This is a genomic window from Nostoc sp. FACHB-133 (genome assembly GCF_014698055.1).
Classification (GTDB): domain Bacteria; phylum Cyanobacteriota; class Cyanobacteriia; order Cyanobacteriales; family Nostocaceae; genus Nostoc.
In genome coordinates this window covers 1-15,444 of record NZ_JACJSH010000002.1, presented here as the reverse complement: position 1 = coordinate 15,444, position 15,444 = coordinate 1, and the positions used below count along the sequence as shown (strand labels likewise).

The following is a 15,444-nucleotide window of genomic DNA, read 5'->3' as shown; positions in this document are numbered from 1 at the left end:
ATTTTCCAAATATGGGATAGCATAAAAATTCATTGCGTTCCATAACTTAATTGATTTAATATTTACATTTCCGAGTATGGGGAGTGTTTTGTTATGCAGCCTAATCTCCGGTATGTTAGTCTTATTACTTTAACTATACTTAGTTTACTCGGTTTTGGGATGGCATACCCAGACAATAACCAAGTAAGTACAAATACAAGGTTGAAATATAACTTTGGAGAAAAAGCTCAAGCTTTACCCCAGAATAATCAGCTTTTAGAAATTGAAAGGCTCAATGAAGAAGCTATCAAGGAATCTCGGCAAGGTCAATTGGAAAAAGCGTTGCAGAGATTACAACAAGCACTAGCTATTACTAGAAAACGTGGAGAGCGCTCTTGGGAAGCGGTAACATTCAATAACATCGGCAGAATCTACCAAAGTCAAAGAAAGTATCCTGAAGCACTTTAATCTTATCAGTAAGCCCTATTAATAAATAGAGAACTTGGGGATCTTGTTCGACTTGGCAAAACCTACAGTAACATTGGTTACTTATTTGATATCCAAAATCAACCAGAGTTAGCAATTTTTTTCTACAAGCATTGCTTAATTAATCGTGAAAAAGCTCGTTTGAATCCATCAGCACTGAGTACGCCACAACCAAATGCTTACAGCATAACTGTTAGCCAGACATATCGGATTTTGGGTGAACGATTGCTCAAACAAGAACGTGTTGCTGAAGCACAAAGGACAATGGATTTACTCAAAGTTGAAGAACTAGAAGAATATCTCCAGACTGTGCCAGGTAATAAACGTACTGTCAAAGGTATTAATATAGCGGCTACAGAAAAACCAATTAAACAAAAGTTGGATCAAACCTTGGATAGTGCTGTTGTGTTGGGTAAAGAACTGACAACACTACGGAAAATTTCTCCCAAGGAGCGATCGCTCGGACAGAAACAACGCATTGAGCAATTAGTCTTAAATCAACAGCAACTTTTGGATAAATTTAACGAATTTATCAATAGTCCTTCAGTGAAAGCACAGATAGAGCAAATTAGCCGTACAGCTAGGCGGCAAAATTTGGATTTGGAGAATCTCAACGAACTTCGGGATAATTTGGCGAGATTGCCTCAAAAATCTGCAATCCTCTATCCACTGATTTTAAAAGATAGCTTGGAATTGGTATTAGTCACTCCTGAATCCCCACCGATTCATCGCACCGTTGCTGTAAAACGCGAAAATCTCCATCAAACAATTGCTACTTTCCGCCAAGCTTTAATCAATCCCAGCCGAAATATCAAAGCACCTGCACGCCAATTGTATGACTGGCTAATTAAACCTATAGAAAAAGACCTGAAGCAATCAGGTATACAAACTCTGATTTACGCTCCAGATGAGCAGTTACGTTATATTCCTTTAACTGCTTTATATGATGGCAAATAATGGCTAGTACAGCGTTTGGGTGTCAATCACATTACATCTGCCAGTCTGACTAGCTTAAATACCCCACAAGAATCTACTTTGCGGGTTTTAGCTGGTGCTTTTACTAAAGGTAATTATCAAATTAAAGTTGGGAATCGACAGGTTGCTTTTGCTGGTTTGCCCTTTGCAACGCAAGAAGTGGAAAACTTAGCTGCTACGGTTCCTGAAACTACGAAGCTTTTAGACGATGCTTTTAGCCCCAAAGTCGCTGTACCCCAAATGGATGATTATACAATTGTCCATTTAGCTACTCATGCAGCCTTTGTGGTCGGTAAACCAGAAGATTCGTTTATTTTATTCGGAAATGGCGATCGCGTTAACTTCAGAAATGTCGCTACTTGGTCACTTCCCAATGTAGATTTGGTAGTGTTAAGCGCCTGTGAAACCGGCTTGGGAGGTAAGTTAGGTAACGGTGAGGAAATTTTGGGTTTTGGCTATCAGATGCAACAAACTGGCGCAAGAGCCGCGATCGCCTCGCTGTGGTCTGTAGATGATGGTGGGACACAAGCACTTATGAGTGCTTTTTATGGTATACTTACCACCGAGCAGTTGACTAAAGCTGAAACCTTACGACAAGCTCAAATCTCATTAATTACTGGAGACTGGAAAATAAGAAGCCACAATGTACCCGTGGCAGCAGTTAGTAGTTTTAGTCACCCGTACTACTGGGCATCCTTTATTTTAATTGGCAATGGACTTTAGGTGTTGAGCGTTTCCCATCTCTGTCAAAGGATGCCTTGTTCAACTTTGTGGCTGATTGCCACCGAGAAAATTCATTAAAAATTCATAATTCATGACTTATAATTCATAATTTCTTTATGTAAACAGGTTTGAACCCAAGCATAATTATGTTGGTTGCTTGATAGTTGCAATTTTTCTTAACCTATTTTTTAGTTAGGAATTATGAATTAGTAATTACTAATTATTATGTTGATTCTGATTAACAGTGCGTTTTAACTTTCAGCTAAAAGCTCAAAATCAGGCTCGTGAGGTTTTAGCAGATAGAAAAAATAGGCGATGGGCTACGAGCCAATCACTTGATGGTAATGGAGAACAGACTAAGAGCGATCGCTAACTAAGCCATCATTACCAATTACCGATAATCGATTTCTAATTTGCGATCGACCTTTGGAACCTTAATATTTCTTGGCAAGAATTTTAGAGTCTGTATCGGTTTGCATAGATTGCTTGACAAGATCAGCCAGTTCGTCGAGTTGGCTAATTGCCTCTGCGCCTTCTAGCTTCATTAATTCGCGGTCATCCCGCATTTCCGTCCAAGTAATCCCGTAATCGGACACCAAAAACCGAATCAGGTGGTTATCACCCAAGCTAACCATAAACGATGCACTATTCATTTGGTCGCCACAGGTATAACAAGAAGCAGGATACCCGCGCCGCTCTAATACGACTGCCAAGGCTTGCAGGTTCATTACCAAGTCTTGGACGAATTGTCGATGTTGATGTGCTAGTCTCAGAAACACTTTTGTCCTCCAGACACCACAGTCATTTGAGTTTCTTTTATATTTTCTTTAGATTTTCTCATCCACTGGTATTGTAAACTATTCAATACAATTACCAGACAGATAATATTGAGTCGTTAATTGACTACCTTGTTTAGGGTAGTAGATCAGGGTTTTGAGCGCCGTATCAAACTATTCAGTTTGCAAATTAAAAATCTCGGACAGAATTGCTAAATTTAACTATATCTTTATACACTTCTGTCAGGGTAGATTCTTACATGAAGCATTCCGCTTTAAGAGTAACTTAAATCTAGCACTAGTCAAGTACAGAAAAGCTTCATATTTAATTTTTACTGATGATGTGCAGCCAATTTCAGTGTCATTTAAGTCTATAACGTAGTTTTGCATCGTTATAGTGTCTCTTGCTTAGATGTTTAATCTGTTCTCTTTCTAACGTAGATTTTGGTATAGACCAATAATTAGGTATACCAAATTTCTTCCTCCCGTATATATAAAGTTGAGCAGATGACAGTGCAAATTTGATATTCAGTACTAAAAGCAGATTAAGTATAGTACTTTATACAAACTTCACGTAACAGATAGACAAGTCTGAGTGTAGAATCCAGAATGGATCAACTTAACACTGACAGTATCTAAACTCAGCAGAGCAATGTTGCCATTTAGGCAAGATTTTCAGCTATTTTGGGATTATCCTCAAAAAGTAGTAGGAAGCAAAGCACAGAAATTTGCAAAGATGATTATCTTAGTTTGGTTTTGCCAAAAAAAATGTATGTATAATATATTTTGATTATTTACTCAAACTGAGTAATGATTTTTTATTGGAAGTCGGCGGGGGCATTGGTAAATCTTCCCCATGCCCCAAAACTCAATCCCCTTGCAGGTGGAGTTTTTCATCACTTACTAAACATTACTCGTAGTGCTAACAAGTTTTTCCCCTTTTAACATTCGCGCCGCCGCTTCGAGGAGAGCTTCTTCGAGATAGGGCTTGGTAAAGTAGCCACTAGCACCGAGTTGAGCTGCAATTTGTCTATGCTTGTCTGCACCCCGCGAGGTGAGCATAGCGATCGGTAGGTGGTTGAGGTTAGAGTCTTTCTGAATGCGAGAGAGTAATTCCAGACCATCGCAACGGGGCATTTCGATGTCGCAAAATACGATATCGCAAGGCAGACCGGAGCGGAGTTTATCCCAAGCTTCCTGTCCGTCACGCGCCTGTTCTACGCGATAACCGGCTTTGTTAAATGTCAGGGATAACAATTCTCGGACTGTAATCGAATCATCGACGATCAGCACTGTCGGGTCAATCTTCGCAGGAGAGGTGTCTATGGGAGCCCCTTTCTGTTGCCAAGAATTGCCACCCATTTGTGTAGAAATCCGTCCCTGGAAGATGTCAATTATTTCCAGCACATCAGCAATAGGCATAATCCGACCATCACCCAAGACTGTAGCACCAGCTACACCAATGGGTTTAGGCGCTGGGCCTTCAAATTGCTTAATTACAATTTCTTGTTCGCTTAACACCAGGTCAATCTGTAGAGCAATCAAGGTATTTGCCGATCGCACCACAACCACAGAAACCATATCATCATCTCGCGTACCGCCATAGACATTACCGCGACTGATTTGACGATTGAAGGTTAAAAGCTCCTTCAGGGGTCGGAATGGCAGCACCGTATCGCGCCAGGAAATAAATGATTGTCCATTGGCATCGTGCTGAATATTTTTCACTGGTATATCCAGCGTATCTTCTACACCATCCATCGGGAAGGCGATCCTGGAGCGATCGGAGACGCAGCAGAGAGCTTTACAAATACTCAAAGTCAGTGGTAGACGAATCGTGAAGGTGGTTCCCTTACCGATCGCAGAATCGGTGTTCACTGTCCCCCGAATTTCGCTAATCTCAGAACGCACTACGTCCATACCGACACCACGACCGGAAATTTCATCTGCTTGGTCTTTGATTGTAAAACCAGACTGGAATAGCAGATCGTAGACTTCCAGGCGAGACATGGCTTTTGCTTGCGCTTCTGTAATCATGCCAATCTTCACCGCCTTAGCCTTAACCTTGGCGGAATCGATACCTGCGCCATCATCGCCTACAGAAATGATCGTTTGGTTGCCTTGGTAGAAGGCACGGATAGTAATGATTCCCACAGGTGGTTTACCAGCAGCTTGTCGTTCTTCTGGCGTTTCAATACCGTGAGCGATCGCATTATTCAGCATGTGAGTTAATGGATCGGTCAGATGATCCAAAATCATCTTGTCAATTAAGGTATCGCCACCTTCGATTACCAACTCCACTTGTTTGCCACACTTGATGGCGTTGTCGCGCACTCCTCGCCGCCAGCGATCAATAGTTTGGGCAAAAGGAACCATTCGCGCTCTTGTTAATCCCTCTTGTAGCTGGGTGGTTACTTGGCGGAACTGCCTTGCGACTCGCTCGGTTTCTTCGGTGACAAAATCAATATCACTTGCCGACTCACGGACTCGCACAATGCGCTCGATCATCTGCTGTGAGAGTGTATGGAAGGGAGTAAAACGATCCATTTCTAACTCGCTAAACCCCCTATCGGCATTGGAATCAGGCGCTTGTAAGCCAGAGTCTTTCTGTTTGCGTCCAGCTAATAGAGAAGCTTCTAGAAGCGATCGCTCGTACAACTCTTGCATCCTTGCGCCCACATCAGAGAGTTGTTGTACCTGAATCAGCAAGTTATCTAATGACTGCCGTAGCCGTTCATGATCTTGCTCTAAGGTATTGCGATTTACCACCAACTCCCCGACTAAATTACTCATATCGTCCAGTTGCTTAACTGGAACCTTCATCGTTTCTTCAAATCTTGCAGCCCGACGAGTAGAGGGACGGGGAGGTTTGCTGGTGTTCGATTTTGCTGTTGGTGAATGGGATATTGTTTGATCTGCTTCTGCCAACAACTTTTCCAAATCACCAAATTCATCTATAGCTGGTGATGGAACGTCATTTTTCGCCAAGACTGGTTGAGTATTGAAGGGTTGACGTTGGCGTAGCCCGTCTTGGACATTGCTGTCGTTATCTGTACCGAGCAATTCTTCCAGGGCTGCAAAATCTACTTCTGGTATTGAGGTAGCTTTGGGGTTAAGTGCTACTTCCTCTCCTAGTAATGCTTCCAAGTCTGCAAAATCATCTTCTGGAGCAACGACTTCAACGGTTTCTGTAGTTACCAATTCTTCAGTTGAGGCAACAATAGCATTTTCGTCCTCTGACCCTGTTACAGATTCAGATATTCCTCCTAAATCATATAAATCGGTTTCTACATCTTCCTGAATAATCGTTTGTGTGAAATCATTGACATTTTGCGAATCAATTGTTGCCGTGTTTTCTTCTAATTGTTCCTGGTTTGTTGCTTCTAATAGAGCAGTTTCTGTAAAAAATAAAGCATTTGCAAAACCCAGATGTGTGTCTTCTTCCAAATTCGGGTTTTCTGGTAATTCAAAAGCAGTTTCTAAGTTATTGTTCTCTTCCGTTCCTAAATTTTCTAAGTTTGTTTGGGCTGAACCTGAAGTTTCACCAAAACTAATATCTAAAGAAGTTCCTGTAAGAGATAGTTCATCCACAGTATTCTCTGTGGTTTCCATCTGAATATAGGTTGAGTCTATAGCTACATCTTCAAACAGCAGTTGTGAATTTTCATCGAAAGAGCCGAACAATTCATCTGGTTGTGCTTGGGCTGAATCTAAAGTTTCTGTAAGAGATAGTTCATCCACAGTATTCTCTGTGGTTTCCATCTGAATATAGTTTGAGTCTATAGCTACATCTTCAAACAGCAGTTGTGAATTTTCATCGAAAGAGCCGAACAATTCATCTGGTTGTGCTTGGGCTGAATCTAAAGTTTCTGTAAGAGATAGTTCATCCACAGTATTCTCTGTGGTTTCCATCTGAATATAGTTTGAGTCTATAGCTACATCTTCAAACAGCAGTTGTGAATTTTCATCGAAAGAGCCGAACAATTCATCTGGTTGTGCTTGGGCTGAATCTAAAGTTCCTGTAAAAGATAGTTCATCCACAGTATTCTCTGTGGTTTCCATCTGAATATAGGTTGAGTCTATAGCTACATCTTCAAACAGCAGTTGTGAATTTTCATCGAAAGAGCTGAACAATTCATCTGGTTGTGCTTGGGCTGAATCTAAAGTTCCTGTAAGAGATAGTTCATCCACAGTATTCTCTGTGGTTTCCATCTGAATATAGGTTGATGTAGCTACATCTTCAAATAGCAGTTGTGAATTTTCATCGAAAGAGCCGAATGAATCAAGTTCCAGATCAACAGCAGATATTTCTGGGGGCTGATGAGTAAATTCTGGAGCAAAATCTAAAGCTTCTGGTTGTTGCGGTCTGAGAGTTTCTTCCCCTATATGCTGTGTGAAAAAAGGCGTTTCCGGCGTGGAGGTATTGCTGATTACCGAGGAAATACTTGAGTCACTCTGTGCTAATTTACCAAATAAATCATCTCCAGAATCTGATGAGAATATCAAATCTAGCTGCTCTTCTTGCTGGAAATTGATATCCAATTCTTCCAAGTCAAAACTAGCCATATCAGAAGGTATAGGCTGCTGACTGTCGCTAAAAATATCATCAGTCGTAGCAAACAAACTCTCCTCTAACGCTCTTTCTACATTCTGCTCAATTAAGGAATTGAAATCGTCCTGTTCCTCTGTAATTTCCTGATTCCAGAAGCTACTCAGATCATTTTCTGATTGAGAGAATTCAGGTGTTGTCACTGTAGATATATCAAATAAATCAACGATTTCTGATTCACTTGTAGGCAGTAATGTCTCTTCTTCCATTTCAGCAAACAGATTGTCTGAAGAGAAGCCTGTTTCTTGGGGTAATTCTATATAGTCACTAGGGGTAATTTCTTCTACCCAATTTGCATTTCTAGTTTCTGAGAATAAGTTATCAAAACTATTTGGCTGATTGGTCGATAGTTCCACACTGGCAAATGCCTCAGTTTCTGGTTGAGTCACTTCGTCTGTAGGCAATATTTCTGTATCATTATCTAGCGCCAGTGTCAATAAATCTTCAACTACATCGTTTTTGTTAACACTAGCAAGCTGATTTGTCTCACTAGGAATATCAATAAATTCTTGTAAATCTTCGGAAGAAGAGTCTAAATTTATATCAAGTACGTTAATAGAACTTAACTCTGGAATCGTAGCAGATGTTTCTTGATGTTGCGGTTCTGAATTCTCTTTTTCTAGGAAATTGTCGCCAAATAACAAAGATAAATCTTCCGTCGTGGCTGTAGTTTCTACTTGATCCAAGGAGAGTAAATCAGATAAATCGCTATGAGCATCCTCAGCGTCAGTGTTGCTGAAATCAATTCCAAAATCATCGCTGGCAACAATATCTAAAGTTTCTTCTTGATGCCAACTTTCATCTAGTTCGGGAGTCTCACCTGCAAATAAATCGGCAAGGGTATTTAACTCAGCTATTCCTACCTCTGGCCCATTGGGGTCAAGATTGTTACTTATTGGATGTGCTTCGTCATGTGTGGTGAAAGAAAAACTAGTGTGAGTTGCAGCGTTGAGTGATGTCCCTTGTTGAACATAGGGGCGATCGCCCTTGACGTTGGCGTAGCCACTCACTAATGCTGTACTATCGCTAGTATCCTTATCTAGATCAAGTTCCTCGGTTGTTTGGGCTAGGTCTAACTGCTCGGTGTTGTCAGATAAACTTGGCTCTGACGTAATTGATGATTCTGTCAAAGCCGCAGACTGTTCATCAAATAAATCAGGAGTAACTTCTAACAGATCAATTTCTGCCAAGCTCAAAAGTGTTTCTAGTTGCTGACTAATTGCAATTTCGGCTTCTCTACCTTGCAGGACTAATTCTTGAGCTTGCTTGATTTCGGTAATGACAGTTTTAGCTAAAGTCAGATAACTATTTTCAGGATTGCCGATCGCACTGGCTGCTCCTTGACACAAACCACACCACTTGGACAAATTCCAAGTCACACCAAGTTTGACTAACTGGTAACAGCATTGTTGAAGGTTTTGCCGAGTTGAGGGTGTTGTGGTTTGCTTAAACAGTTGCAACATTTCTCGCAGTGTTTGCAGCACTTGGGCTTGAAATTCGCCCCAATTATTATGTTCTTTAGCGGTGACTGGCGATAGCGCAGCGTTAGCGAGTCCGCGAGCGTCTCGCACCTGCTGAGGTGCTACTGAGACAGATATTTCTGGAGATTCCTGATGAGTGTCTTCTACCAAACTAGGAATATCTCGTTGCAGGAAAAGTCCTGTCAGTGTGGAGACATTCTCTACAGAGGTTGTGTGTAGCTCTGTTGCGTCAGGATTGCTAGATACTCCACTTTTTCCTTGTTGTACCAGTAATTCTAGATGTTCATACAGCCATTGAAAGACTGGCTCCGTTTCTGACATCAAAGTATTCGCTGCATCTTCAGAAAGACCGTAAGGCCCGCTCAAATGCTCTAACAGCGATTTCAGGGTATCAGATACACCAAGAAATAAAGACTCTAACTTTTGGTCAATCTGAACCGGATTATCTTTAAGAACTTTAAAACAATCTTCCAGACGGTGGGAGGTATGCTGGATGCTAGTCAATCCAAGCATCGCCGCTCCCCCTTTGATGGAGTGAGCCGCCCGGAAGACTTCACTGATCATTTCCGGGTCGTTCAAGGTACCTTCTAGATTCAGTAACCCCTGCTCAATGGTATTCAGGTGATCCCTGGCTTCTTCGATAAAGTAACCCAAAATCCGCTGTTGTTGTTCCGGCAGCATAGCAAAAGTTATGAGTTATGAGTTGTTAGTTGTTAGTTGTGAGTTATGAGTTATGAGTTATGAGTTATGAATTATGAGTTATGAGTTGTAATTTTTATTGCTAACTTTTTACTCCTAACTCCTAACTTTATTTCAAGTAGTGAGTTGTGATTTTTAGTTCTAACTCCTCACTCCTAACTCCTAACTTTTTTATCTGGTTTCCATTGTTTCCACTCGGAAACGTTCAACGGAGGCGATCAAGTCACGGGATACACCTACTAAGTGTTGTAGGGCACCTGAAACTCGCTGTGCTTCCTGGGAAGTTTCTTGTGCAGTTAGTTCTACTGATTGCATTACGTGAGCGACAGCGCGGGAGGTTTCAGTCTGTTCTACAGTATCACTGGTAATAGAGCGCACAAGAATATCAATACGATTCGCCACTTGAATAATATTTTCGAGCGATCGCTTGGCTTCTTCTGCCAATTTTGTCCCTTTAATTACTTGTTGTGTGCCTTCTTCCATCGCGGTCATTACAGAACCTGTTTCGCTTTGGATTTGCATCACAATTTGTTCAATTTCCTTGAGGGATTTGGCAGATTTATCTGCTAACTGGCGCACTTCGTCTGCTACGATCGCAAACCCGCGTCCAGCTTCTCCCGCTCTTGCCGCCTCAATACTAGCATTGAGTGCTAACAAGTTGGTTCTGGAAGCAATCTGCGAAATCAACGCCACAATTTTAGAAATTTCTTGAGAAGATTCCGCCAACCGCTTCACTTTGCGAGTGGTTTCGGCAACAGTTTCTCGAATTTCTAAAATACCTGCAACGGTATTTTCTACCGCTTCACCACCTTGGAGAGCGATTGTACTAGCATCACGAGCAACGGTTTCAGCTTCCCGCGCCGCCTCTGCAACTCGCTGAATCGAGTCGGTCATTACCTGTACAGAATTCAGCGTTACTGCTAACTCTTCTGCTTGACGCAAAGCATCACTAGATAAGGCTCTAGCAAAGGTTTCAGAGTTGGTTGCACCTTTTGTTACATCCTTCGCTGCCACTTTAACCTGTTGCACAATATCTCGCAGGTTTTGAATTGTCAGGTTAAAAGCATCGGCTACGGCTCCTAGTACGTCGGCTGTCACTTCAGCTTGGACTGTTAAATCGCCTCTAGCAGCTCCTTCCACATCATCCAAAAGGCGAATCACCTGACGTTGCAGGTTTTCCTTGGCTTCCTCTTGTTCATCGGCTTTCCGTTGGGCTTCACTTGTCGTTGTGAAAATTACCCGCGCCATTTCATTAAAGCCAGTGGATAAATGCCCCAATTCATCTTCAGAAAACACTGTGGCTTGAGCATTCAAATTTCCTTGGCGTACAGCTTCAAACTGAGCTTGCAGATCATTGGTTGTACGCCGAATTTGTTTGAGTGCAAGATTTCCCATAAAGCCTGCGGTGGTAAAACCGGCAATCCCGGCTGCTAGGGACATTGCCCAACCTGTGTTTCGTACTGATTCACGTTGTTGGGCTGGCGAAAATGTGGTGGCGACAAAGCTAACTGTGGCTACAACTAGCGCTGAGACAATGCCCACACTTCCAGCAATCAACCATTGTTTGCGTTCTATGGAAGCATTTTCTAATGGTGCTAACCAGCCTTGCTCGACGCTAACGTTGGGTTCTAGTTTCGAGACATCTGTTTGGCTAAAAACTGGAACTCCTTCATGGGAACCAGTCATCGAAAATAGTTCCTCTTCGCGATCGGCTGCATTGCTTCCAGAAGTATCCGTGCTTTGACGTACACTGCCACTAGTTTCTGCTGGAGCAGAATACATTGCTGCATCACCGAAGTTAGAATTTTCTTCGATCAGGTCAAATCCTGGAATGTTTCCTAAATCGTCAAATTCCTCAAAGTCATCTAAAAAGTCAATATTGCTCTTAGAACTTTCTCCATTCAGTATATTGTTTGAGTCTTCATAAGAACTTAAACCATCTGAGCCAAAGGCAGACTCAAATGCTTCCATATCAAAATTTTCATCATCAAAGCTATTTTTGCTGATGATTTCACTTGATTTCATCTGCTTTTCTTTCAGAGGGATATCGCTCTTAAAAGATGAATAATTATCAGATGATTCTGGTTGAAACTCTTGCTCTGCTTCCAAATCTTGTGACTTCAACCAATCATGTGCTTCGGTTTCAGGCAAATCATATCTACTATTGTTATTTGTAGTTGTCGAACTATTTATAAGTTGTTCTTCAACAACAATAAGTAAAGTCTCGTCTCCAAAATTAGATTTATTATATTCTAAATTCTCAATCCTAGGCTCTGAAGACTTTGGCTCACTCAACAAATCAGAGAAATTATTTTCGCTATCACTAGTTTGTGAATTAAAAGATGAAGAATTATTATTGTCAATAGCTGAATTTCCATGATCGCGATTTATCTCGTTCTCTGAAAATTGATTATTTACTAATGACTCTTCATGGCTCTCTTCGGAAATATCTTCCTGCCAAAAAGCAGGCAAATCTAATTCTGTTTTTTCCTCATAACTACTGCTATTTAAATTTTGTTCCTCTGATTCTTCATCCAAAGCAAAAGGGTCGTCACCAAAAGCTATAGAAGAATCTGAGATTTTTCCCATTCCAATACTATCTTCTGTGGGGATGTCAAATGGACTATTTGAAGATGGTTCTGTAACCCCATCCACACTTTCTTGATGCTCTCCAAAAAAATTCAAATCAAGGTTATTACTGTCAAACTCCTCACTAGCGCCCAAATCTTCTAATTCTGGTTCGCTATATGCCAGTGGATCGGACATCTCTGAGGAATTTATCTGCTCTTGACTTCCTGATGTATCAATCTGTCCACCGAATGACTGTAAATATTGATTGATATTTTCAATTCCATTATTGGCAAAACCAATAATTTCTTGTTCGTTAGTCAAGCTTAATACCTGTTGATATTCTTCTTTTGCAACATCGTACTGTTGCAAAACATAGTAGATGTGACCCCTTAACAAATGAGTGTTGGGGTCATTTGGTAGATTTTGCACCACTTGATCAACTAAAGTGGCGGCAACCTCATAATTCCTTTGAACATAGGCGGTCATCGCCTGTTGATATGTTGGTTCGTAATTATCAATACTTGCTGCCATTTCCTCCTCCAATTTCATCCTGCCCACCTAGCACTCCGTACAATTGCCATTTGATCGAGCAGTCGTAAACACTGATTTTTTTTAGCACTTAGCAACCACTCTCCACGTAGAAAGGGAACCATAGTATCTGGAACACTAGTTGGTGGCATAAGATTCTGGACATCCAACCAGTCCATACCACCGATTTCCTCTACTGCTAAACCCACTATTGTGTCTTGCTCTTCAATGGCAATCACCGAAATTTCCGCTCTATCCGTGTTTAATGCACTTGCTTCCCCCAGAAATTGACCCAAATCAGCCACCCAAATAACTCGACCTCGTAAATTTAGAGTACCCAAAAGTAAAGGAGAAGCATTAGGAATCGGGGTGATTCTATCAGGACTTAGTTCAATTACCTCCCGGATGCCAGTTGCTTGTAGTGCAAACTCCTGATGCGAGGGAATGTAAAATCTCAAATGTAACTCACCTTCAGGACTTTCCACTTGTAATTCTGGTCGGAAGTGGTCTTGACCGCTACCACTTAAAAAGTCCGGTTTGCTGACCATATTGCTTTTATCCTTATCCTCGCAGCAGTTGTTTGACTGTTCCTACCAACTCGGTTGGTTGAAACGGTTTGGCTATGTAGGCATCTGCACCCTGCTTCATACCCCAGTAGCGATCAAATTCTTCGCCTTTGGAAGAACACATCACCACCGGGACATTTTGGGTTTTGGGATCGGATTTTAACCGCCGACAAACTTCGTAGCCGTTCATCCGGGGCATGACAATATCTAACACCACTAAATCGGGAGGTGCTATTTGGATTGCCTCCAATGCTTCTAATCCATCGCTGGCATGGGTAACTGTTAGGCCAGTTGCTTTTAGGAGGTCTGTAATCATCTCCCTTTGCGCGATACTGTCTTCCACAATCAGAACTGTACTCATAAATGTCTATTTACCTCCTGATGTAGACGTTCCTATTTGGAACATTCCCTGATTCCTCCGCAATTATTAACTGTATAAATTAATTGTATGTTCTCACTATTTTCCTGGATATTGAGGTTTCACTGAGTTAGCTGACTCTGTGATAACATCTTTTAACTGATCTTTTAGTAGATCAACAAGTTATGTTTTCCTCCAGCCCTTACTCCCTATTCCCTACTCGCCATTTTCATAGAATTCTATTTTGAGATATTTCTCTACAATCATGAGTAATTCAGTGTCTGTAAATGGTTTTGTTAAATAATCTGTTGCCCCGACCATACTAGCTTTGACTCGATCAATAAATCCATCTTTACCAGTAAGCATGATAATCGGTGTGAGCCGAAATGCTGTGGAATGTCGCAACATGGCGCAAACCTCGTACCCTTCCAATTCCAACATGGCTATATCGCACAAAATTAAATCGGGTTTGAGTTGAAAAACCAGACTCAGTGCTTCTAAGGGATTGGTGAGAGCGATCGCTTCATAGCCTTGTGGTTGTAAGATCGAATTTATAGTCTCACCGATGGCGATCGCATCGTCAATACATACTATCCGCCCTCTGTGTTTTCCCTTGAATTCCCAGTTGTCATTGTGGGTATCTGGTTTAGTTGTGACTGAATATACTAGTTGTAGCCAACTCTGTTGTACATAAGGATATATTGCCTTAGCAACTGTCAAAATATCTCGGTTGAGATAGCGAGCCAGTTGACGCAAGGATGTTTTACCATCAGCCCAATGTTGTAATTTCTCTACAGTTGCTTCTGGTAGCGATGATTGTAGCTGAACTTTGTCAGATAGTACTGGCAATTGTTCGGGAGACTGAATGTGCGGATAGAGTTCCTTCCACTCTTGCACCTGCTTCATAATTTTTGTAACAAATGGAGCAATCTCGAAAGTGTTTAATTGTGGGGTAAGTGCCGCACCCTGATGGAAAATGAAGTTTCCTTGGTGTAAACTCAGCAGATCAAAGAGAGTTTCATGCACCAAGCCGTGAATGATACTACCAGCTATCTTGGGGTTGATAATATTCCGCTCCAAAAGTGCCCACAGATAGGCATACTCTGGTGAGTCGGTTGATGGTAGAGAGGCAATCTGTTTGTCGGTGAGTCGGATCTCGACTCGATAATGACGTAAATAATCATTAATTCTGGATAAATTACTCTCACCTTCTCGGCAATAGATAATTTGACCATTGAGGAAAAAGACGAACCAAGACTGTTGTTTTGGGCGATAAATGTTTGCTCTCTCTCCACTCAGCTTGTTGTTATGGTGAGAGCTATGAGCTTCTACCCAAAGTTGCCCAGTTCGCTGTCCCAACGCAATCAATTGCAGGATACTGCAAATATCAATTTCACTTAAATTTCCCTGCATTTACCTAAAAAGTACTCCTTGTAATACCGTTAAATATTATTTTTGAATTGTGTCCTGCAATTTTTCCATTTTTAGAGCAGGTAGTTTAAGTATTGATTATGGAGTATTGGCAAGATTTTTACCCTTCTTCTTGTTGGCATTAGGGAATAGATTCAACTATAAAGCTTAATCTTTCGTAATAAGTAGGACAGGGTGAAAAAACCAAATTGTGTAAAGATAAGTAAATACACATAATGTATCTACCACGGTAACAGGTATATGGGCAGCCGTTTAAGGGTAT

Annotated in this window: 7 protein-coding genes and 1 pseudogene; 2 read left to right on the top strand and 6 right to left on the bottom strand. The window is 41.4% G+C overall.

The features are described 5' to 3' along the window. The first annotated feature begins 93 nt into the window (after positions 1 to 93). Positions 94 to 2,163, top strand: a pseudogene (locus tag H6G86_RS02270) (CHAT domain-containing protein). Positions 2,164 to 2,407: 244 nt separating this feature from the next. Continuing rightward, positions 2,408 to 2,536, top strand: coding sequence for a hypothetical protein (locus tag H6G86_RS39390; RefSeq protein WP_277883522.1), 129 nt, complete (start codon positions 2,408 to 2,410; stop codon positions 2,534 to 2,536). A 61-nt stretch (positions 2,537 to 2,597) separates the two neighbouring features. Here the strand turns inward: H6G86_RS39390 and H6G86_RS02265 are convergent, their stop codons facing one another. The 6 genes from H6G86_RS02265 to H6G86_RS02240 form a co-directional block, all read right to left on the bottom strand. Continuing rightward, positions 2,598 to 2,942: a DUF1815 family protein gene (locus H6G86_RS02265; RefSeq protein ID WP_012412199.1), complete on the bottom strand. Its 345-nt coding sequence runs from the start codon at positions 2,940 to 2,942 to the stop codon at positions 2,598 to 2,600. Between the two features lie 900 nt (positions 2,943 to 3,842). After that, the gene (locus tag H6G86_RS02260; RefSeq protein WP_190932922.1) at positions 3,843 to 9,710 is read right to left on the bottom strand and encodes a hybrid sensor histidine kinase/response regulator; all 5,868 of its coding nucleotides are present in this window, start codon (positions 9,708 to 9,710) and stop codon (positions 3,843 to 3,845) included. A 189-nt stretch (positions 9,711 to 9,899) separates the two neighbouring features. Beyond that, positions 9,900 to 12,830 (bottom strand): methyl-accepting chemotaxis protein, encoded by a 2,931-nt coding sequence (locus H6G86_RS02255; protein ID WP_190932921.1) that lies wholly within the window; start codon positions 12,828 to 12,830, stop codon positions 9,900 to 9,902. Positions 12,831 to 12,844: 14 nt separating this feature from the next. After that, positions 12,845 to 13,375: a chemotaxis protein CheW gene (locus tag H6G86_RS02250; protein WP_190932920.1), complete on the bottom strand. Its 531-nt coding sequence runs from the start codon at positions 13,373 to 13,375 to the stop codon at positions 12,845 to 12,847. Positions 13,376 to 13,388: 13 nt separating this feature from the next. Then, positions 13,389 to 13,754 carry a response regulator transcription factor gene (locus H6G86_RS02245; RefSeq protein ID WP_069073698.1) on the bottom strand — a complete coding sequence of 122 codons (366 nt, stop codon included), beginning with the start codon at positions 13,752 to 13,754 and terminating at the stop codon, positions 13,389 to 13,391. A gap of 213 nt (positions 13,755 to 13,967) precedes the next feature. Then, positions 13,968 to 15,164 (bottom strand): response regulator, encoded by a 1,197-nt coding sequence (locus H6G86_RS02240; RefSeq protein WP_190932919.1) that lies wholly within the window; start codon positions 15,162 to 15,164, stop codon positions 13,968 to 13,970. Positions 15,165 to 15,444 lie beyond the last annotated feature (280 nt).